This window comes from Leptospira barantonii, assembly GCF_002811925.1.
Classification (GTDB): domain Bacteria; phylum Spirochaetota; class Leptospiria; order Leptospirales; family Leptospiraceae; genus Leptospira; species Leptospira barantonii.
The window spans coordinates 118,645-141,043 of the sequence record NZ_NPDS01000001.1 but is presented as its reverse complement, the minus strand read 5'-3'; the positions used below and the strand labels follow the sequence as shown (position 1 = coordinate 141,043).

17 protein-coding genes are annotated in these 22,399 nt (G+C 43.7%); 7 read left to right on the top strand and 10 right to left on the bottom strand.

Going from position 1 to position 22,399, the window contains the following annotated elements; translation table 11 throughout:
* Positions 1–2 precede the first annotated feature (2 nt).
* A complete protein-coding gene (locus tag CH367_RS00615) occupies positions 3–3,284 on the bottom strand; it encodes an efflux RND transporter permease subunit (RefSeq protein ID WP_100760589.1) in 3,282 nt (1,093 codons plus the stop codon).
* 479 nt (positions 3,285–3,763) lie between these two features.
* Here CH367_RS00615 and CH367_RS00610 point away from each other — a divergent pair, with 479 nt between their 5' ends.
* Positions 3,764–6,115 (top strand): ATP-binding protein, encoded by a 2,352-nt coding sequence (locus CH367_RS00610; protein ID WP_165783187.1) that lies wholly within the window; start codon positions 3,764–3,766, stop codon positions 6,113–6,115.
* 15 nt (positions 6,116–6,130) lie between these two features.
* Here CH367_RS00610 and CH367_RS00605 read toward each other — a convergent pair whose 3' ends face one another.
* The 4 genes from CH367_RS00605 to CH367_RS00590 all read right to left on the bottom strand — a co-directional run bounded on the left by CH367_RS00605 (position 6,131) and on the right by CH367_RS00590 (position 8,914).
* Complete coding sequence (locus tag CH367_RS00605; protein WP_100760587.1) at positions 6,131–6,337, bottom strand: cysteine-rich CWC family protein; 207 nt, start codon at positions 6,335–6,337, stop codon at positions 6,131–6,133.
* Between the two features lie 22 nt (positions 6,338–6,359).
* Positions 6,360–6,800 (bottom strand): GNAT family N-acetyltransferase, encoded by a 441-nt coding sequence (locus CH367_RS00600; RefSeq protein ID WP_100760586.1) that lies wholly within the window; start codon positions 6,798–6,800, stop codon positions 6,360–6,362.
* Between the two features lie 83 nt (positions 6,801–6,883).
* Positions 6,884–8,176 (bottom strand): alanine racemase, encoded by a 1,293-nt coding sequence (locus tag CH367_RS00595; RefSeq protein WP_100760585.1) that lies wholly within the window; start codon positions 8,174–8,176, stop codon positions 6,884–6,886.
* An 87-nt stretch (positions 8,177–8,263) separates the two neighbouring features.
* Positions 8,264–8,914, bottom strand: a complete 651-nt coding sequence (locus tag CH367_RS00590; RefSeq protein ID WP_100760584.1) for a TetR/AcrR family transcriptional regulator — start codon at positions 8,912–8,914, stop codon at positions 8,264–8,266.
* A 103-nt stretch (positions 8,915–9,017) separates the two neighbouring features.
* On the opposite strand from CH367_RS00590, the gene CH367_RS00585 reads away from it, so the two are divergent.
* Positions 9,018–9,965: a hypothetical protein gene (locus CH367_RS00585; protein WP_100760583.1), complete on the top strand. Its 948-nt coding sequence runs from the start codon at positions 9,018–9,020 to the stop codon at positions 9,963–9,965.
* Between the two features lies 1 nt (position 9,966).
* Entirely contained in the window at positions 9,967–10,407 is a 441-nt protein-coding gene (locus tag CH367_RS00580) for an ABA4-like family protein (protein WP_100760582.1), read from the top strand.
* 17 nt (positions 10,408–10,424) lie between these two features.
* Here CH367_RS00580 and CH367_RS00575 read toward each other — a convergent pair whose 3' ends face one another.
* The gene (locus CH367_RS00575) at positions 10,425–11,684 is read right to left on the bottom strand and encodes an esterase/lipase family protein (protein WP_100761290.1); all 1,260 of its coding nucleotides are present in this window, start codon (positions 11,682–11,684) and stop codon (positions 10,425–10,427) included.
* A gap of 133 nt (positions 11,685–11,817) precedes the next feature.
* Between CH367_RS00575 and CH367_RS00570 the strand changes: the two genes are divergently transcribed.
* The 4 genes from CH367_RS00570 (at position 11,818) to CH367_RS00555 (ending at position 17,178) form a co-directional block, all read left to right on the top strand.
* The gene (locus CH367_RS00570; protein WP_100760581.1) at positions 11,818–13,521 is read left to right on the top strand and encodes a B12-binding domain-containing radical SAM protein; all 1,704 of its coding nucleotides are present in this window, start codon (positions 11,818–11,820) and stop codon (positions 13,519–13,521) included.
* A gap of 1 nt (position 13,522) precedes the next feature.
* Positions 13,523–14,638 (top strand): AraC family transcriptional regulator, encoded by a 1,116-nt coding sequence (locus tag CH367_RS00565; RefSeq protein WP_100760580.1) that lies wholly within the window; start codon positions 13,523–13,525, stop codon positions 14,636–14,638.
* A 107-nt stretch (positions 14,639–14,745) separates the two neighbouring features.
* Positions 14,746–15,843, top strand: a complete 1,098-nt coding sequence (locus CH367_RS00560) for a fatty acid desaturase (protein WP_100760579.1) — start codon at positions 14,746–14,748, stop codon at positions 15,841–15,843.
* Positions 15,844–15,846: 3 nt separating this feature from the next.
* On the top strand, positions 15,847–17,178 hold the full coding sequence (locus CH367_RS00555) for a condensation domain-containing protein (RefSeq protein WP_100760578.1): 1,332 nt from the start codon (positions 15,847–15,849) through the stop codon (positions 17,176–17,178).
* A gap of 17 nt (positions 17,179–17,195) precedes the next feature.
* Here the strand turns inward: CH367_RS00555 and CH367_RS00550 are convergent, their stop codons facing one another.
* The 4 genes from CH367_RS00550 to rsgA all read right to left on the bottom strand — a co-directional run bounded on the left by CH367_RS00550 (position 17,196) and on the right by rsgA (position 22,169).
* Positions 17,196–19,667 carry a hybrid sensor histidine kinase/response regulator gene (locus CH367_RS00550; protein WP_100760577.1) on the bottom strand — a complete coding sequence of 824 codons (2,472 nt, stop codon included), beginning with the start codon at positions 19,665–19,667 and terminating at the stop codon, positions 17,196–17,198.
* A 99-nt stretch (positions 19,668–19,766) separates the two neighbouring features.
* Positions 19,767–20,369 (bottom strand): ClpP family protease, encoded by a 603-nt coding sequence (locus tag CH367_RS00545; protein ID WP_100760576.1) that lies wholly within the window; start codon positions 20,367–20,369, stop codon positions 19,767–19,769.
* Between the two features lie 15 nt (positions 20,370–20,384).
* A complete protein-coding gene (locus CH367_RS00540) occupies positions 20,385–20,966 on the bottom strand; it encodes an RNA polymerase sigma factor (RefSeq protein WP_100760575.1) in 582 nt (193 codons plus the stop codon).
* 123 nt (positions 20,967–21,089) lie between these two features.
* Positions 21,090–22,169 carry a ribosome small subunit-dependent GTPase A gene (rsgA, locus tag CH367_RS00535; protein ID WP_100760574.1) on the bottom strand — a complete coding sequence of 360 codons (1,080 nt, stop codon included), beginning with the start codon at positions 22,167–22,169 and terminating at the stop codon, positions 21,090–21,092.
* Positions 22,170–22,399 lie beyond the last annotated feature (230 nt).

Genomic DNA, 22,399 nt, shown 5'->3' with positions numbered 1-22,399 from the left:
AATCATTTTTTAGTTTTTTTATGTTTAGGAGCGGGTTCCTGCGCGAGCTTGTGCGCCGATTCATGGACCGACTTGTGCATCGGTTCCGGAAAAACGATCGTGGACGGTTTTGCCGTAGTTCCGACCTCGTCTTTCTTTTCCTTTTCACCGAGATAATACGCCGCGGGAACCACCAAAAGAGTAATCAGAGTGGAAAGTGTCATTCCTCCCAAGATCGTCACGGCCATAGGAATTCTCGTTTCCGCTCCGGGCCCTAAAGCCAAAGCCGGAGGAATCGCCGCGGCGATGGAACTGAAAGAGGTCATAAGCACCGGTCTCAATCGAATCGGACAACCTTCCTTAATCGATTGTTTAATATCTTTTCCGGTCGATCGAACGTGATTCACGAATTCCACCAGAAGAATCGAATTCTTTTTCACCAAACCCAAAAGCAGAATCAATCCGATAAAACTATACATGTTGAAGGATTGTCCGAACAGATAAAGGGCGGCTAACGCACCCGTGAAACTAAACGGCATCGCTAAAAGAATGTATAAAGGTTGTTTTAAGCTGTTGAACTGACTCGCAAGAATCATATAGGACAGAAGAATTCCGAAAAGCAACGCTATGGTAAGACTGTTTCCGGATTCCTTTGCAGTTTTGGCCGAACCGGTTACCGCGACGGAATAACCCTCGGGAAGAATGGACTTCGCGATTTCCAAAGCCTTCTCGGTGGAAGCGGTTTGTCCCAAAGCGGGCGGTGGATTTCCGAAAACACGAATCGCTCTTTCACGATTGATCCGAGTGATCGTTTTCAAAGCTTCTTTTTCCTGAATACTGACCACTTCTTTGAGTTTTACGAATTCTCCGAACGTGTTTCGAACGCTTATGTCCGGTAGAACGGCGATCGATTCTCCCTTATCCTTTTGAATCTTAACACGAACATCGTAACTCCGACCATTCTCCGTAAAACGACTTACGTTCTTTCCACCCATCAGCGTTCCGACCGTGTTTCCTACGTTCGCCATACTCACGCCTCGAAGAGCGGCGGCCTCGCGATTGGTAACGAGTCTAAGTTCCTTTTGACCCGCGACGTAATCCGTATCGACGTCCAACACAACCTTGCTTTCTTTCAATTTTTCTAATATTTGAACGGAAAGCGAGGATAACTTCTGCCAATCCGGACCGGTCAACACCAGTTCGACGGGATAACCTCGTCCCGCCGAAAATCCTCTTTGAGAAAGATCCTGTACCGAAAACGTTGCGTCGGGCACGAGTTCCTTGAGATCCTTTCTTAAGATTCCGAACAAAGCTCCTTGTGTGATTTCCCTTCCGGTCTTAGGATTTTTAGGTCGATGGCCCATCTCCTTCATCGTAACGAAGAACATTCCCGTGTTGGCTTCGGTTCCTCCAAAACCTCCCACGTTGGATATGTACTTTTCGATTTCCTTTCGATGGATCAGATATTGTTCCACGGTCTTCATCACTTCGTCCGTTCTTTGTAAGGAAGAACCCAAAGGAAGTCTGGCTCGTATGATAAAACGGCCCATGTCCTGAGGCGGAATAAATTCCTTCTTTAAAAGAAAAAAGAATCCAAGCGAAAGAATAAACAACGCGGTCGAACCGAACACGATCCAACGCGGATATTTTAATACGAAGTCGATCGAACGTCCGTAGAGATCCGTGCTGTAATCCAAAAATCTTTCGATATAAGGATCCATTCTTTTAAAAACGGAAACCTTTGCGATCCAGAGATTCCAGGTTTCACGCGCGTTCACCGAGAATACGGAAGAAAGAATCGATTTCTTTCCATTCTTCGCTTGATCCTCGGAATACAAGGAAGCCCGCATCGGAGTAAAACTCAAAGCCTCGAACAAAGAAAGAAGAACCGAAACGGAAATCGTAACTCCGAATTCCAAAAAGTATCTTCCTATGATTCCTTTCATAAACGCGACCGGAAGAAAGATCGCAACGACGGCTAACGTGGCCGCAAGGGCGGCAAACCGAATTTCGGAAGCGCCTTCCAACGCAGCGTCGAACCAAGACATTCCCATCTCTCGATGTCGCGTAATATTTTCGAGAACCATGATCGCGTCGTCGACAACGATCCCGGTTGCAAGAGAAAGACCCAACATCGTAAACGTGTTGATCGTAAATCCCGCAAAGTATAAAAATAAAAAAGTCCCGATTACGGAAGTCGGAATCGCAAGAAGAACGTTACCCGTGCTTTTCCAATTTCCCAAAAATAATCTACAAACGAATCCGGTAAGAATGGCCGAAAAGATCAAAGTGAATTCAAGTTCGTTTACGCTGTCTCGGATATAACCCGTGTTGTCGTTCGAAACGGTGAGATCGAAACCTTGCGGAAGTTTCGGTTTCAATTCCTTAACCTTCGCCTTAACAAGATCTCCGACTTCGACCGCGTTTGCGCCCTTGAGTTTTTTGATTCCTATGGCGACCGAAGAAACTCCGTTGAATCGAGAGATTCTTCTTACCTCGCCTAACCCGTCTTCTACGATCGCGATGTCCTTAAGACGAATCGATCGGAAAAGGGGAGAACCGCTTCTTGAGTTTAGAAAAATATTTCCGAATTGCTCCGCAGTAGGAACCTCTCCGACCGCGCGCAAACTGATTTCGCTCGTTCGATTCTCCACTCTTCCCGAAGGAACTTCGAGGTTTTGTTCCTTCAACGTGTTAACGATATCGTCCACCGCGATTTCGCTTCTGGAAAGTTTAATCGGATCCAGATAAACGTTGATCGTACGATCCACGTAACCGCCGAGAATGATCTCGCCCACTCCCGAAATTTTCTGAAACTTATCCTTCAGAAAATCCTTCACGAAAAGCATCTTTTCCTTTTCGGTTTTATCGACCGCCGTTACGGAAACCCAGATGATCGGGGTATCATCGGGATTCGATTTCGTAATCACGGCCGGGTCCAATTCTTCCGGAAGTTTATTGGATACTTGTGCGAGTTTGGTTTGAATCTCCTGCACCGCAACGTCCACGTCTCGACTCAGTTCCAACTCGACCGTGACCGTCGCGGAGCCGTCCGAAGAAATCGATCGAACTTCGGTGACACCTTCGACCGCCATCAAAACTTCTTCGATCGGATCGACCACGTCGGTTTCCATCACCTGTGCGTTGGCCCCGACAAGAGTAAGAGAAACGTTGACCACGGGAAAGTCCACGTCGGGCATCTGGGAAACGCCCATTCGTGAGAATCCGACCGAACCGAAAAGAATGATCGCGGCCATCATCATCCAGGAAAAAATCGGGTTGCGTATAGAAACTGCGGAAAGCAAAGCAAACCTCTTTGAAATTTAATAAGAATGAAGATCTAAAACGAACTTTGAATGTAAATCCGACCTGACTTTTTACCCTCGGGTCCTCTTTTTATCCGAAGTTCCATCGTTTTCAGTATAGAATCTTAAACAATTAGTTCATTATTTCACAGAGTCTGAAATTATAATACATATTTCCTCAAAAATAACGGAATCAACACAATTCCCGTTTCATCAAGGTCGCTGAACGACCCTCTACGTTGTTCGAAAGGGCATCCGCCTTTTCGAATAGACTAAACGCCGTTAGTAAATCTTAAAAATAGAATTCAATAAATAGCTTATAAACAAAACGAAACTCGTCCGTTCCCCGTTCGAATCCTTTAGAAAAAATGGAAATTTATTTTAAATCATTTAGTAAATTTCTTTCAATTCAATCTTTTCGTCCAATACTATGCGACCGGGTTTCATCAAGTAAAAGCGATACGCGTTTCGTTACGTCCATGAAAAAGAACGATATTTTTTCCACAGACCATCCTACTGCGAACGGAAGAACGGACGATCCGTTTCGAAGTTCCTTTACGAAGAATCTGATCGGGAAAAAACAAAAGCTCGGAATTAGAACCAGAATTTCCGTAATACTCGCCGCACTTTTGTCCGTGGGCGCACTTCTCGTAACCACGATCAATTCCGTCGTCGCTTATCAAAGACTTAAACAGGAAGCGGAATCGGGAGCCAGACTCGCTTCCGAAAAATACACCAGAGAAATATCACAATTTTTGAATGTAGGTTTGGGGGCGGTGCGAAGTTTCAAATCCGTTCTGGAAAAAACGAGACCGAATCGACCCATGTTGGCGGAAGCTTTCGGCGGATTTCTTCATATTCAACCCGACTACTTCGGGGTTTGGGCGGTGTTCGAACCGAACGCTTTCGACGGCTTGGACAATTCTTATAGAAATACAAAAGGACACGACGCTTCGGGAAGATTCGTTCCTTATATCAACCGAGCTTTGGACGATGACAAATTGGTATATGAGAATTGTGTAAACTACGAAGACCCCGGTCCCAAAGGACTTTATTATTCCGTTCCGAGACAAACACAAAAGGAATTTCTCACGGAACCCACGAGCTATCTCGTTTCCGGAAAATGGATTCTGATGGTTTCCATCGTTGCTCCCGTGTTTAGGGATTCGAAGTTTGCCGGGGTGGTCGGCGTCGACGTTACGATCGAAAGAATGCAGACCAAAATCGGTTCGATTCGTCCGTTTCGAAATCAGGGATACTTGGCCTTTCTTTCTCCGGATGGTTCCTTTGCCGCAAACGGAAAAGATCCTTCGACCGTCGGCAAGTTGATCGCAGAACCTTCGGAAAGAAAAAGAATCACGGAAGGAATCGCTTCGGGTCAGCCCTTTCTCGAAAACAAGGACGGTTTTACGCATTACTACTATCCGGTTTTATTGGGTGACGCGCCTAGACCCTGGGCGGTCCGAGTTTCCATTCCAGATTCATTATATTCAGGAGATCTAATTTATCTTTGGTTCATCTCGCTCGTATCGACTTTCGTAATTCTCGGTTTCATTCTTCTAACGCTTAGATTCTCCTTTGATCGATACGTTCTAAAAGGACTTTCCAAAGCGATCGCCTATTCCGAACAGATCGCAAAGGGAAATCTTACCGCAAGGGCGCATTATCCGAGAGAGGACGAAATCGGCGCACTTCTAGGCGCGATGGATAAAATGCGCGAGGATCTTTCCATGTATCTCGAGGAAAGAATCGCGACACAAGCCGCGCTTCGGGAAAGCGAAGAAATTCGAAAAAGAAACGAACTCATTGAAGCGCAAAAAAAACATCTGGAAGAAGCCCTTGAAAATCTCAGAAAGGCGCAGAACCAACTTCTTCATTCCGTGAGAATGGCGACACTCGGACAACTTTCGGCGGGAATCAGTCACGAACTCAACAATCCGCTCGGTGCGATCAAAGCTTCCAATCAAACACTTCTCGCTTCCGTTCCTAAGATGAGATCCATGCTTCCGACGGTGCACTCCATTCTTTCCCTCGCTTCGCCCGAAGAAAGAGATCTTTACGTCTCTTTTATCGACGCTTGCAGAAAAGGAGATTCGGGAATCGCGGGACTCGAGGTGAGAAGGAGAAGAAAAAAGATCAGCGATACATTAAAAGAATGGAATGTTCCGAATTCGGACGCGTTAGCCGACACCATCGCGGACATGGGGGTCGAAAATCTTCCGGAAACGTATAAGCCCTTGTTTCAAATGACAAATCGTGAAACGCTTTTGGAATATATCTACTTAGAAGAAATCTATTTTCGAAATTCGGATACGATCCGCGTTTCGGTGGATCGGGCTTCCAAGATTCTTTTTGAGTTGAGAAATTATTCCGAAGCGGGAGACGAAACCGCGGTCAAGAGGGTTCACATCGAGGAAACCCTGGAAACCGTTTTTACGGTGTATCAGCACTATATTCGTCGAGGGGTTGATCTGACCCGATCCATCGAGGAGATTCCGCCAGTCCTTTGTGTTCGGGAAGAAATCGTTCAGATCTGGACGCATCTGATCTTCAACGCTCTACAAGCGATGCAGTTTAAGGGAAAACTTACGGTTCGTCTTTTTCAAGAAGAGGATGAAGCGGTCGTGGAAATAGAGGACAACGGACCCGGAATTCCCGATGACATTCGCGATAAAATCTTCGAACCTTTCTTTACGACCAAAGACACGGGAGAAGGAAGCGGACTCGGACTCGATCTGGTTCGTAAACTTCTCGATAAAAACGAGGGAAGAATCGAATTGTCTACCGAACCGGGGAAAACAATTTTTCGAGTATTCCTTCCTATAAATTAGAATTTTAGAATATTCTTATTGATTGAAACGGTTCAATTCTTCCAAACAGGAAACACAAAGACAGTCGTTATAGTTTTCCTTAAGTCGTTTTCGAACTTCGGAGGAAAGATTTACGGAAAAACAATCGCACGCGTGCGCCGACGCGCCGCAGGAAAAGGTTTTCCCGCAACGTTGACAGGGCTTTTGGACGATTCCGGTTTGTGAAGATTCAGTCGCAGACATACATTCAAAAAATCGAATTCGATTACACGTCCCAAGAATAATGAAAGAATTCCGTGTCCTTGACGAATCCGATCGACTCGTATAATTTTTGAGCCTGATGATTGTCGAACGCGGTCGATAAACCAAGATACTTCGCGTTTGTTTCTCTCGCAAGAGAAGCCGCTTGATCGATCAATGCTCTCGCACAACCTTTTTTACGGTGTTCCGGACGGACAAAAAGATCGTTTAAGATCCAAGTTCGTTTCATGGACAAGGAAGTAAACGAGGGATACAACTGAGTGAAGCCGCAGTAGACGTCCCCGTCCAAACAAAGATAAATTATAGATTCTTTTTTGAGAATTCTTTCCTCGATAAACTTCGTGGCGCTCGCCAAATCCGAATCCTTTTTATAAAACTGACGATACTCGTCGAACAACTTCGCAACTTCGGGGAGATCTTGAATGACCGCTTCTCTAATTTTCATAGTTTATTTTCAATTTTCCTAATAGAACTATTTTTGAAATGGCCCGCTCGATTCAAGTGTAAAATTCAAGTTTCGATTTCGCATTAATTTACGAAGGTCTTCCATTTACCGGAAAGTTTTCCTTTGCGCAAAAGATGGATTTCTCCCAATTCCGCCATCACCTTTTCACTCTGAGTAGGTCTGTAAAAAACGTAGTCGTTCGGATAAAGAGAGGTTTTGAGCGATCCGTTTAGGATTCCCTGATTCGTACTCGCGCCGAAAAGAGAATTATCCTGAAGACCCGAAGGAGATTCTTTCTTTGCGGAAAACGCGCCGCCATATGTAAAATAAGTTACTTCCTGATTCGGATCCCAAAGTGGAAACAAAAAGGAGATCGACTCCAAAAACGGAATTCGAGTTCCTTCGATTCGTTTCAAAATCGGAGCCGCGATAAAAACGGCCGCCGAATGTTCGTCCAAACTTACGACGTCGAAGTCGGTCGGTTTCACAAGCGCGGAACCCACGGAAACGTCGTTGACGATCCCGTTTCCGAACCGCTGATAAAAACGATACGTTTTACTTCCTCCTCCGTTAAACACCAATTCTTTTTGAAAAAATTCCGGAAAAGAATTCTTCGATTCCTTTATAAATTTTGAATATACTTCCAGAGATTTTTGTAATGAATCTTCGATCGCTTGTATCTTATCCCCAAAGATCACCGGAACCGAGGCCACATGAGGTTCGTATCCCATAAAACCAGTAAACTCAAGACGGTTTTGATTTTTACGAATCAATTCAAAGGAAGAATGCAACTTTTTCGAATCCACAAAACCTCCCCGATGAAGACCGATATCGATCTCGAAACTTACGGAAAGTTTCAGATTCTCCTTATTCGAAAATTCCAAATATTCCTTCAGCCGCTCTTCCGTATCGATCAACCATTGAATCTTTTGAAATTCTTTAGAGCCGGTTTTGGAGTGAATGTCCGCTAACGCTTTTACGGGCATGGGTTTCCCCAAAAGAATATTATAATTCTTGAATTCCCCGTCCGACAAAAGCATCGTTATATCTCCGGAATGAAACACCATCAATCGGTCCGTTCCGGTCGCTCGCACGATATATCTCAAAAGTTCGAGGGAAGGAAGCGACTTAACGACGACACGATAGTGCAAAGGAGATTTCAGATTTTGCTTCAACAACTTGAGATTCTCATCCAAACGATCCAAGTCCAAAAGAACGATCGGTTTTCCGGGTCCGTTGGCTTTTAATTCTTCGTTTAAATTTTGAAAATAAGAAGAATACGGTTTGCCCTGATCCTTGGGTTTGATCGCCAAGATCACGAGTAAAAGTAAAACCGCACTTCCTATACCAATCGTCTTCTTGTTTATGAATTTCATTTCTATATCCCGTATCCCGATAGAGAATTAAGGATTAGACTCGCGGGTTTACAACTCTTTTTATACGAGAATGAGTAACGTTGAAGATTAACGAATAACCCCGTTTAAGATCGAGTTCAAAGTGGAATCTATGATTTTTTCCAAGGTGCGCTCTTCTATAATCGCCTGAGGAATTTGTCTTCCGTTTGTAAGAACCGCAAAGCCGTGAACCAAACTCCAAACCGTAAACGAAAGACCGTATGTGTCCTCCGATTTGAATAAACCCTTTTGTTGTCCGTCTTCTAAAATTCGAAAAAGGCCCATAAACGCTTCTCTTCCGATTTGTTCGAGTTCTTGTGGAGCTTCCTCTTCGCAGTTCAACGCGCCACCGAACATAAGTTCGGTTCTTCTCGGATGTTTCAACGCCAAGAGCACATAACGTGAACCTGAGGAACGAAGTCTTTCGATAGGATCCTCGCTACTCTCCCACGCGAGACGCATCTCGTCCGCGAGATCGGAAAAACCGCGCGCCGCGAGCGTAAACAAAAGATCGATCTTTCTGGGAAAATGTCTGTAGGGCGCCGCGTGACTTACGCCCAAATCCGCGGCGATGTCCCTCAGACTCAAACCTTCGATTCCTTTTTTTTCCAAGATTTCCTCGGATTTAAGAATGATCGCCTTTTTGAGATCGCCGTGATGATAGGTTTCGATCGTCTCTTTTTTCGAAGATTTTTTCTTGGGGCTGATTTTTTTTTCCATAAAATGTTGTCAGTGACTACTTTTTATGTTGACAGAGCCAACATTATATGTTTACAGTGGTAACATATATTCCGGACGGGTCAAGGCCCTTTTAGGAGGAATTATGAGAATTTTTGACAAAGTCCTTTCTGCTTCCAGGACCAACCCTTCGCTTTTTTGGAACGGCGTTATCAACGTGATCTGCTTATTCGTCTTGATTCCGGCTGTTTTTATCGACGAAAGAACAGTCACAAATTCTCCGGTTTGGCTCAAACCGATTAAGTTCGCGGTTTCGATCGGAATGTATTCGTTTACTTTAATATGGATTCTTCAGTTTATCGAAGGAAGGGAAAAAACGATTCGAAACATTTCCTGGGTCATCACGATCATGTTGATCGTGGAGAACCTCGCAATCTTCGGTCAGGCTTATCGAGGGATTCCGAGTCACTTCAATATCACTACACCTTTTAACGGATTCATTTTCAGCCTTATGGGAACGAGTATTTCCATATTATGGATCTTTCATGTGATTTCGGCGTTTTTGCTAATCCGACAAAAATCCGAAAACAAGGCGCTCATGGAATCCGTTCGTTGGGGAATGGGAATCGCCGCGTTCGGAATGATCTTGGGATTTTTTATGACCGTTCCGAGACCGGAACAGATCGAAGCGATGAAAGCCGGAATTTTAGAAGCGAACGGCGGACATACGTTCGGCGCGAATGACGGCGGCCCCGGACTTCCGATTTTCGGCTGGAGTACGATCGCGGGCGACATGAGAATTCCGCATTTTGTCGGAATCCACGCGATGCAGTTGATCCCGATGATCGCTCTTGTATTAGGAAGTCTTAAAATAGTTCAATCGACTTCCGTAAACGTAATCCGGAATTTTTCGGTTTTCTTTACCGGATTCGTTTTGGTTCTCGCAATTCAGGCTTTAAGCGGAGAATCGATTTTACAACCTTCTTTCGAAATCGGAATCGCACTTTCGATCTGCGGACTCGGAATGTTGTTCAGTTTTTTGATTCCGCTTTTTTCAAAGAGAATCTACAATACGTCAATCAAAGGAGTATAAAATGGAGCTTTCCCTTCTATTTAAAATCGCAAACAACGTCGCGCTTGCGGGTTGGGTCTTATTGATCGTAGCGCCGAATTGGAAACACACAAGACTGGTAACGACCGGTTTCTTAGGAACACTTCTTTTCGGAAGTGTTTATACGATTTTACTAATATTCAGTTTTGGTAAAACACAAGGGAATTTCGGTTCCCTGGAAGGAGTTACTCTTCTTTTTCAGAATCAAACGGTTCTTGTGGCGGGTTGGATTCATTATCTCGCGTTCGATCTTTTTGTGGGAACCTGGGAAAGCGCCAACGCGGAAAAACTCGGAATCTCGCGCTGGCTTGTGATTCCTTGTCAGATCGCCACGTTTATGTTCGGACCTTTCGGATTACTGAGTTATCTTCTTCTCAGAGTGATTCTTAGAAAACCGATTCTGATTGATCAGCCGTTCGAATGAACGGCTTCAAAGGGTCGTCAACGTTTCTTTAAAACCTTTCGAAGAATTTCTCGAGTTTCCGGGTGCGTCACCACTTGATAGTGAGAGGTTTCCAACAAACGATACACCCTCGATTCCGGATTCGATTTTTTACGATACACCTTGTCGCTTAACAATGTAAGACTCGGTTTTTCAACGATCCCGTCGCCGATCCAGGAAGACCATTTGGATTCTTCCTCGGTGACAAGACTGTAAATCTGAGTCGCATCGACGTCGTCGAGTTCTCCGAAATAAGAATCGTTCGTATATCTTTTGATCTGATCGTTGTTGACCCAATCCTCTTCACGAATGATTCCGTGCGAAAGATCCTTGATCGCGTCGCTTCTTTGATTCCCGATAAAACCAACGATGCTCACCGGTAGAATCGGTAGGGATTCGGCTCCGAGCCCGAGCCAAAAACCGATCTTCTCGATATAAGATCCGCCGTCCGGAGAATTGATCACAAGAGCGTGACGAATTCTTTTTGAAAAGGAAGAATTTTTCGTTTTCGCCTGATACAACGCGCTTCTGAAAATCAAACCGCCTTGACTGTAAGCAATGACGTCTAACGTTTTATCTTTCAATTCGGGAGAAATCAGGAGATTCTCCACAAGTTCCAACATGAATTTTGCGTTTGTGGAAAGATGAATTCCCGGATTAAAACGAAGATAAATCGGATAATAACCGCATTCCTTCATCGTATCGGACAAGGGAACTTCTCCCTTCGCATTCCAAAGCCCTTCGTCGCAAAATAAACCGGGAATACAAAGGATTACGTTCGGAAGTTTGGAACTTTTCCAATCCATTAGAACTTCTTGATATTCCACGTCGTTTCCGTTTAAACGAAAAGACGCGTTGATATGCGAAGTCGTTACGAGACCCGCAAAGGATTCTCCCACGATACTGGAAACCGGAATGTTTTCAAAAAGAGTTCGTTTAACGACGATGTCCGCATTTTCAAGCGCGTCTAACGCTACATGCATCGCCTTTGCCGTGGAAGTCAAAGCCTGGGTCAGACCTTGTTCCGTTTTTTGGCCGGCGTTTCTTAAGGATTCCCCGGACTTGGAAAGAAATTCGGACAAACTCGTGTTCTGAATCAAAGGCGCGTCGGAAAGCTGTGAAAGTTGTTTGGAAGTCCAGTCGAACGACTCGGTAAGAATCGAACGTACACCTTCCAGGGTTCCCACCGATGTGTCTTTAGCAAGTCGAACCAACAACTTACTCAGATCCATGCTCGGTTGTGTGGGTTTGTAAGGCATTTCCGTTTCTCCTTCCATTGCCCGCGAAGAATAGCACGAAAACAACGATCAGTCAACGGATAAAATTCGATTTAGGAATCTAAGAAGAAGCGAAGTGACTTGATCTTGTGATTCTTTATGTTTCTATGACGACATGCGGCTTCTATTGATTCAACCGCCGGTCGAGGATTTTTACGATACCGATATTCGATTACAGCCGATCGGACTTTGTTATCTCAAAGGGGCGATTCAAAAATTCTTACCCGATGTGGAAGTCATCATACGCGATTTTCATAGAGGACTCGGAAACAAGCTCGCGGGAAGAAGAACGGTTCCGATTCCGAGCGAACTCAAATACTTAAAGGATTATTATCCCGTTCCCGATAAAAGTCCGTTCTCAACGTTTTTTGAATATTTCCATTTCGGTGCGTCCTACGAAAATATCGCGAACGAAATTAAGGAACTAAAACCGGATCTAGTGGGAATCTCTTCGTTATTCTCGCCTTACTATAGAGAAGCGTTAAAAACCGCCGAGGTGGTCAAAAAAGTTTTGAACGTTCCCGTTTTAATGGGCGGCTCTCACGTTTCTGCCTGCCCCGAGTTGATGTTGTCGGATTCAAACGTGGACTTCATCATCCGCGGAGAAGGTGAAAAAGCGATCTGCGATTTTCTATACGAGTTTCAAAACGATAAACGTTATGCGCTCGTTGAATCATTGGGCTGGAAAGAAAACGGAAAACTAAACTTAAACCCGGTCGGCGAGAATTTTCCCTTACAAGAACTTCCCGCACCCGATCTATCTTCGTTATCCACGGAACATTATCTTTTCGAAGGAAAGCCGATGCGTTTTATCATCACTTCGAGAAGTTGTCCGCATCGATGTAGTTTTTGTTCGGTTCATACGACTTTCGGAACCAAGTATAGAAGAAACACGGTCGACAACGTATTAAACGAAATTAAGGAATCTTACAAATTAGGCTATCGTGTTTTCGATTTTGAAGACGACAATCTAACTTTCTTTCGTCCCGAAATGAAGCGTCTTTGCGAAGAATTGATCGAAACATTTCCGAAAAAGGACGTTCAATTCGTGGCGATGAACGGGATTTCTTATATCAGCTTGGACAGCGAACTTCTTCATCTGATGAAAGAAGCCGGTTTTACCAATCTCAATCTCGCGTTAGTCAGCTCGGACAAGCTCGTTCGGGAAACGACCAAAAGACCGCATACGATGGAAAAATATCTTCAGATCGTTCAGGAAGGTTTCGAGCTCGGTTTTCAAATCACGTCCTATCAAATTTTGGGACTTCCGATGGAAACCTTGGATTCGATGATTCAAACACTTAGATTTAACGCGGGACAACCCGTGTTGATGGGTGCTTCCCTTTTTTATCTGACTCCGAATTCTCCGATCGCAAGCGGTTTTCCCGAAAGAAACGAATCCGATATTTTTCTTTCCAGATTGACTTCGATGGCGATTCCCTCCGAACTCTTTCAAAGAGAGGAAATTTATTCCCTTTTTATCATTACTCGGATTCTGAATTTTCTGAAAAGCGCGCCCGTCCCCAAAGATACAAGCGTTTCACTCCATGATGTTTTGAGAATATTAGAAAATTCAGGAATTCGATCCGCTCTCGGCGTCGTTCTTTTTAAAAAACTTACGGACGAAAAAAACCTTTACGCATCCACTCATGGAGAATTCTTTCGTTTAGAAAGATTTCGTTACGAGGTTTTTGAAAAAGTGTTTTCGGAATTGGATTTTATAACGACGTTGAGTGGAGGAAGAATCGATCTTCAAGATTTAAAATTCTCCCTTTCTTTCGGCGCGAACGATTCCAAACTCGATTTCCGCCCGGCTTGATATGGAAACGTTTCAGATTTTTCTAATATCTTTTACCGTTTTCGGATCGTATCTCGGTTTTTTACTCTGTTCCGGTCAAATGGTTTTAAACAAAATCACGGCCCTCAATCGTCTTCTCGCATCCTTGTTCGTCTGTCTCGGAGTATTGCAAATCTCCGTTCTTTGTATCGTTTTCGAAAGCGAGAATTTTTATCCTCGTTTGATTCTTTTGTATCTCCCCGTATTGGGAACGATCGGTCCGATTTTATACGGGATTCATAAAATTATCCAAGATCCGAATTTTGAACAAACCAAATTCGGGTTAAGAATCAAACACTGGATTCTTCCCGGAATTCTCTGGACGATTTATTTTCTCGGTTTTGTTAAACGAAGTTCCGAACTCGAAGGTGGAATTAGATTCTTCTTAAACGAAAGAAGTTTTTTAGATTGGGCCTGCGTGATTCCGCTGGGAATTTTGATCTCCTACATTCTTTCCATTCTTAAGGGAAGTAGAATGTTGTTCAAAGGCGAAATTCTTCGAAACGAATGGACAGCGCGCGTTCTTTTGTTCATCTTAAGCGCTACGATTCTCAACCATTCCGTCGCAACTTTGTTTTTGATCGATCGAAACGTTTTATTCCTTCTTTCGAGTTCTTCGATGATGGCGTTCAGTCTTTGTGTTTCTTATCTGATCGGAAGAAAATATCCTCAGTATTTTCAGAATCTTCAAAACGTTGCGATGGAAACCGCGAAAAAATACGCGCGTTCTCTTTTGCAGGGAATCGATAGAAACACGGTTCGAGAAAATCTTCTTCAATGTCTCGAAAAAGAAAAAATTTTCAGGGACGAGGACTTAACCTTATCTTCGTTAGCCGATGAATTGGCTCTTACTCCGCATCAGCTTTCCGAATTCATCAATCAGGAAATGGGAAAAAATTTCGCGGCGCTGATCAACGATCGTAGAATTCAGGACGCTTGCGAGTTTTTGTTAAACGAACCCGAACGATCGATTTTGGACATCGCATACGAAGTGGGATTTAGAAGTAAAACATCGTTTCATCGTTCCTTTCAGAAAGGAATGGGATTATCTCCGTCCGAATACAGGGAAAAGAATCGTAAAAATGTTTCGGAATTCTGAAAATTAGGATAGAATTTCAATCGAACCGGACCCGGTTTATAAACTGGGACGACGACTTACCGAAAGCGAGTTAGCATAACCCGATTCGAAGATCGAAAAGGCGGCTTATGAATTCTCAAATGAAAACTCACAGCAAACCCTACGAAGTTTTTTCGGAAAAGGAAAAAACAAAACGGATCATTCAGTGGATTCGTTTTTGGGACAATCGAATTCGGTTTAAATTTCCTTTTTTAACGCGACATCAAGATACGATCGGTTTATCCATTACGATCGGCTCCGCTTCGGGTATGATTCTATTTGCGGCACTTTACTTAGTCGGCGCGATTCCCTTCTGGCTTTGTATCGGTTGTAACGCGATTCTCGCGTCCTTTCTTCACGAGATCGAACACGATCTGATCCACAATCTTTATCACAAAGGAAATGCGAAGATCCAAAACTTTATGTTCTGGGTTGTTTGGTTGTTTCGAGTGAACACGGTCAATCCTTGGTTTAGAAGGGAGATTCATCTTCTTCATCATAAACTTTCGGGAAACAAAGAGGACATAGAGGAAAGAATGATCGGAAACGGAATGGCTTTCGGTATGAGAAGAATCTTTACGATGATCGACGGAAACCTCGCGTTGATTTTTCAAGGAAGAAATGTAGCTAAGGACGCGTATTCACAACTCAAAAAGATCAAAGCGCCTCATATCATCGGACCGTACCGAGGGATTTTCTTCCTTTCGTGGTATACCTTCTTATCGTTAAATGCATTCCATATTCTGAATGTGTTATTCGTAAATTCGATATACGAATCGGCATTTTTACAAACTCTCAGATCGATCCTAAACGCGGTAGCCGTGGTTTATCTGATCCCGAATTGGATTCGCCAATCTTCGATCCAGATCGTATCTTCAAACATGCACTACTACGGCGACATACGAAACGTTTACAATCAGACTCAGGTTTTGAATTCTTGGCTCATGTTTCCGTTTCATCTTTTCTGTTTTAATTTCGGTGCAACTCACGGAATCCATCACTTCGTAGTGAATCAGCCTTTTTATCTCAGACAATGGACCGCGTTTTACGTAACTCCCGCGTTGAAACGTTACGGAATTCGGTTTAACGATTTTGCAAGTATGCTCCGATCGAATTCCAAAGTCGTTTCCGAAAATGAGTATGAACTTTCCGAATCTTCGAAACTTCAAATTTCCAATCCAAGATAACCGATGCAGAATACGAACGACTTGGAAAAAATCGAAACTAAAAAAAGAAGTTTAGACAGAGCGGAATCCGCGTTTTGGCTTTTAGATCGGGCTTCCTCAATGAACTTCGCGGTCATTGCGGAGGGAAACGGAGAATGGAGTGAAGACGAAATCAAAAAGGCGCTCGATTACGTTCAATCCAAACATCCGCTCGCGAACGCAAGGATTGAACTCGAAAACGGGACTTCTTTAACCTTTAAGATCGATACCGAAAACCGGATTCCGATCATGAACTTGCGATCCGAAGAAACAAAATGGAAGGATCTCGTCGCTGAAGAAACCATACTTCCATTTTCTTGGGAAGAATCTCCGTTAATCCGAAGTCTTATGATAAAACTCGAAGCGGATCGTTGGATTTTTGTTTTGATTTTTCATCATAGCATTGCGGACGGAAGATCCGGTGTTTCGTTTATGATAGACGTTTTGAACGTAGAAATTGAAGATTTAGATAAATCGAATATTCAAAATTCAATAGACATTCCGAATTCGGCTTTTTCTCTTTTGCCGGAGCAAAACCACGAACCAAGCGATCCAAAAGTAAAAGACCTGGACGCACCAAAGACCGAAAAAATCAAAACGGGAACAATCCCCTCTTTTTCCAAAAAGAAAGAAAGCGCAAAACCTTCGTTGCACGGTTTTCAGATCGACGAAACCGAACTCGAAAAACTATTGATTGCTTCCAAACAAAACGGAACCACGTTGCACGGAATTCTCGGAGCCGTTCAACTATTCTCGTTACGGGATTTGTTGGAAACGGAAGATCCGATTCTACTCAATCTTTCCAATCCTGCGGATTTAAAACCGTATCTCAACAAAGGAATCTCCGCGACCGCACTCGGACTTTATATCACCCTGTTGACCGTTGAAGTTCCGATTCACAAAGGTTCCGATTTTTGGGAAGTGGCTCGAAAAATTTCATCCTCGCTCAAATCGCAACTCGGCGATCCAAAGGAGCGAACCCGATTTTACGATCTGCTTCCGAGCACGGAACAGATTCTCAACAAACCCAACGGAATCCCGTTCTTTTCGGCTCTGCTGCAGAAATATCCGCAGGCCTCGGCGCTCAGCAACGTGGGGATTCTTCCCTCCGTAAATAAATTCAAAAATAGGAATATTCAAAACGTATCATTCACGGTTCATCCGTCCCTGTCCCAACCCGTTTTCGTTTCGGCTTCGACGTATGAGGGAAAACTTACGATCTACATCCATTCCGATTCGAATCGATGGATACAAAAGGATTCGGAAAGATTCCGATCGAAATTCGAGGAAAGGTTAAGAAAACTTGCAAGAAATTGAATATTCTCGACTGAAGATCATAATCTCCAATGAGAAGTTTCGACCCGATCCGACCAATAGTCCAAGGTGTTTTTTAAAATCGCCAAATCCAGAGGTTTGATCAAGCAGTCGTTCATTCCTTTGGAAACGTATTTTTCCTTACTGCTTTCAATCGCGTCCGCGGTCAACGCGATGATGATCGGAAATTCTTCGTTTTGTTTTTGGGAACGAATCCACTTTGTCGCTTCGATCCCGTCCACTTCGGGCATGTGAATGTCCATAAGAACGATGTCGAACGTATCCAACTGCATTCTTTCGATCACCTCACGGCCGTTGTGTACTACGACCGGATCGTATCCTAATTTTTTCAAAGCCCTTTCGATCAAAAGACAATTGGTTTCATTGTCTTCCGCTACGAGAATTCGAATCTTCTTCGGAACCACATCGGAGTAAACCCCTTCCAAATCTTTCGCGCTCGCAGGTTCGAGAATCGTTTCGATTTCGGATGCGGAAGGAATTTCGTAAGCGATCGAAAAAGAAAACCGAGAACCCTTGCCTTCCTTACTTTCCAAACTCAAAACTCCACCCTGCAGTTCTACGAGTTGTTTGGTGATGCTCAAACCCAAACCCGAACCGCCGAATTTTCTCGCGGTGGACGTATCGCTCTGAGAGAACGCGTCAAAAACTTGTTTCTGTTTTTCCGGAGGAATTCCTATTCCCGTGTCCGAAACCGTAAACTCGATCAGTATGTTTTCGTTGGAATTTTTTTTCTGAGAAACTTTTAATACGACTTCACCGTGATTCGTGAACTTGATTCCGTTTCCGGAAAGATTCCATAAAATCTGACGAAGTCTAAGTTGATCTCCGTAAACGTATTCCTGAATGTCGAACTTACCTTCCAACTTAAATTCGATCTGTTTTCGTTTGGCGAGCGGATACAAAAGATCGTGAATCTCGTCCAAAACGGAACGAATCGAAAACACTTCCTTGTCGAGGGAGATTTTTCCGGCTTCGATTTTCGAAAAGTCGAGAATGTCGTTGATGATCTGTAACAACGACTTGGCGGAACCGGAAAGAATTTTGATGTATTCCTTTTGTTCTTCGTTGAGTTTTGTCGTTCCCAAAAGCTGAACCATACCGAGCACTCCGTTCATAGGAGTTCGGATTTCGTGACTCATATTCGCAAGAAAGCTACTTTTAACCTGAGACGCTTTTTCCGCGACTTCCTTCGCCTGGATGAGTTCCCATTCCGTTTCTCTTCTTTGTTGGATTTCCTTTTTAAGGAGAACGATGTTCTTATGAATCTCGGATTGTAATCCGTCCTTCAGTCTAAATTCCAATTCCTTAATTCTTTGAACGAGCATGATCGAAAAAAGAACGGACTGAGCGATATACGCCAACTTAAGAATGTGCAACGAAAAATAATCGAAAGAGATCACGCCGGACGCGCTGAGATTGGTTAGAATCCCCGCCGTCGGAAAGATCATGTGAATCAACAAAAGACTTTTCGCCGATTTAAAACCGCTTTGAATCCGAATGATACAAAAGTAAACGATGATGAGGTTGTTGATCAATATTAGATAATACGAAAATTGATTCAGTTGAGTCGGATACAATAAAGACAACGGAAACAGAAGAAGATTGAAGAACACGTAAATATACGTGGTGATTCTCGCGCGTTTGTCCTTTTGAACCTTATCGGGATATAAGAACTCCAAAGAGAATAGGAACAAAAACATGGTGGCGCCGTAAACGAGAAGCAAAGTAACCGGAAGATAATAGTGCCCGTATTCCGGTTTAAAAAGAGGCAGGGCCAATCCGTCCCAAGAGGTGAGATAAGCCGCAAAAAAGGTCAACATAAGAAAGTAATATAGATACGATCTCGTACGGAAAAAGAAATACAACGAAAGGTTGTATAAACTCATCGCGATTCCGAAACCTACGGTCAAACCGACTATAATCGATCTGAATTGTTTCGTAATCCTATATTCTTTTATGGATTTTAAAACGAAAGGAATTCGAAGCGGCGTTCCGCTTTTGATTCTGCAAACGATCTGAATCTCTTCGCCCGGTCGAAGATCGAAGTCCACCGTGGGAAAGTTTTCGTCGTAGGCGCGACTCGATCCGGCGAGAATTTCATGAACGATATTCTCGTGCGCGTATCTATAATGAATGTCCACTTCCTGAAGATAAGGATTGTAAACCTCGAACTTTCCGTAATAACTCGCGTCCGTATCGTTCTTTAAAGGAATGTAAAACCACGCGGTATCATTCGTAAAACCGAGGGAGATGAGTTCGGTCGGAATGGTCTGAAAGGAAAGCGACTCGTCCCGGTTGAAAATTTTTTCCCTTAGATTCTCCCCTTTCGCATCGCTAAAGTAATGAATGAAGGAACGAAAAGAACCGCCCTTTTGCAACTGAGAAATTTTGCCGGGGGCGGGAGACGCAGATTCGCCAAACAAAGAAAAGTTGAGCAGAATCGTTATGCCGAATGATAATAAAAATCTCATATTGAAAACGGAAAAACCAAAAAATCGGAACGGCTATTTTTGAGATACTTTCCGGGATCTATTTTATGAGTAAAAAGATTTTTTCAACTCAAGATCTTTTTAGCGTTCTTTAAAATCAATAGACGATTCCTTTTCTTCGATTCCCGCACCGAGAATCTTATCAATCATTCCGTATTTCAGCGCTTCTTTTGCGGAAAACCAAGAATCCCGATCCGTGTCCTGCACGATTCGATCCAATGGTTGACCCGTCGCATTTGCCATAATTTCGTTCAAAAGATCTTTTTCTCTCTTAACGGATTCCGCAAAAATACGAATGTCTTCCGCGGGCCCCTTAAATTCTCCCATAACGTGGGGTTGATGGATTAGAATTTTACTGTGCGGATACGCCGAACGATTTCCCTTATCCCCGCAAAGAAGAAGAACCGCTCCGAAAGACATAGCCATTCCCAGACAGGTCGTATACACCGGAGGACGAACGCTATTCATCACGTCCAAGATCGCCAAACCCGCGTAAGTCGAACCGCCGGGAGAATGAATGTAAAGCGAAATCGGTCTCGTGGGATCCACCGCTTCCAGATATAAGAATCGATCGATCAAATATCTCGCGGAGCTGTCGTTCACCTCTCCCCAAAGAAAAACTTTTCGTTGTTCGAGATAAACGGATTCGATCTGTGGAGAAGAATAGATCTGAGTTGCTTCCAATAGATTCTCCTTCGTTTAAGCCGCGGCCGAAAGAAATCGAAGACAAGCCTCGGGTCTGTAAATTTCCCCGATTCCGTCCCTAAGAATATCCTTCAACTTCAGATGTCTTTTTTTGATAAACGAAAGCGTTTTTCCCTGCGACTTAGAAATTTCGTCTAACGTAAAATTTTTGTAATAATACAGTTCGATCAGTTTTCGATCTTCCGGGGAAAGTTCGTTTAGATTTTTACGGATCGCTTCCGAACGTTCGTTTTCGAAATAGGAAAGATGAGTTTCACCCGCGTTTTGTTCGATCTGTTTCGGATCAGCGAAAACCAGACTTTGATTTTCCTTTTTTCGTAAGATTCGATCCCCGTGTTTGATGACGGCTCTTTTGAGAAGGATCGGAAACGCTTCGAGAACCTTGATTCCGTTTAGATTTCTATAAAGATCCCAAAAGGATTCCTGGACCACGTCCTCGGAAAGATCCTCGTCCTTGAGAATTTTCACTGCGTGTTGATAAGCGAAGCGGGAAAATCGGTTCTGCAATTCCGTCCAAGATCGATGATCTCCGGTTTTTGCGTTTTCCAAAAGTTCGATATAGGATTTGTCTTTCATACGTTTAAAGGTCCCGGTTCGCAGAATTTTGGTTCTTAAAAAACGATTCTCCTTCTAGGTTTTTTCGAAAAAAGCATTTTATTTCCCGAAATACCCGAAGGAGAATCTACGACTGAAGAATGTCTACATTCTTCCCTTATCTTTCAGTCGATTTCTCAACGCTTTGGCCATTTGTTTGTCCTTTTGTTTTTTCTTTCTGTTCTCTTCGGGATCGTTTAGGATCCGATAGGCCCTCAGCTCTTTGGAGAGTTTTAAATAGGAAGAATATCGAGCCTCTTCGATTCTTCCGTCTTCCAAGGCCGCTTGAACTCCGCAGTCCGGTTCTCCGTTATGCGAACAGTCGTTAAAGCGACATTGTTCCGCGGCCAAGGCGATTTCGGGAAAAACTTCCTCGAGTTCGTCTTCGCTTCCTCCGCTGAAAAGTCCGACTTCCCGAATTCCGGGATTGTCCATGAGAATTCCGCCCGAAGACAATAGAAACAATTCTCTGTGAGTTGTGGTATGTCTTCCGGTTCCGTCCGAGGTTTTGACCTCGTTCGTTTTTTGGACGGTTTCACCTAACAATGAATTGATGATCGTGGACTTGCCCGCACCCGAAGATCCCAAAAACGCGATCGTTTTTCCGGGTTCTATGTACCGGAGAATCGTCGAAGTCTGACTTGAATCCAAAGCGGAAATCATTTCCACGGGAATTTCTCCGGCGACCGTTTTGATTTCGTCGAATCTGATTTCCGGACTTTCGCAAAGATCCATTTTGTTCAACACGATCGCGGCTTGCGCGCCGCTAACCTTCGCCAAGAACAAATAACGTTCGATTCTTCTCGGACTGTAGTCGTTGTCCAAACCCATGATGACGAGCAACAGGTCTATGTTCGCCGCGATCGCCTGCGAACGGTTTTTTTGTCCCGGATTGCTTCTTCGTAAAAAAGTTTTTCTGGGAAGAATTTTCTCCACGATACAAAGATCGTCTCCGTCGATCTCGCGTACAAGAACCCAGTCTCCCGCGACTAAGGATTCTCCGGAAGATAAAAGAATTCCGGAGGGGATTCCCTTACGTTCGCCGTGGTCTATTAGGATTTTTGAATATTCTCCGTAAACGGAAAGAATCCGTCCCGGTTTTAAGTTTTCGATCGATGTAGATTCCGAAAGAAAGAATTCCGGATCCCAACCGTATGAAACGAGGATTGAAGTTGATAGTGACATTTGATTCCTACTGATTTTGAATAAAGATACATAACGCCCCTTCCCGTTTTGCGGGATTCGAGGGTTTGGATTTTCAAAAAGGAATTAAACAATCATATTCGAACTTTCGATAATAGATTCCGTAAGTGATGTTCTGAAGTCAACCAAAGATCGATTCAATTATTTCCCGGAATTCAAATCCTCTAAACGCTATTTTTCTTGCAATATTTTCCTTTTTTGGAAATATTTTG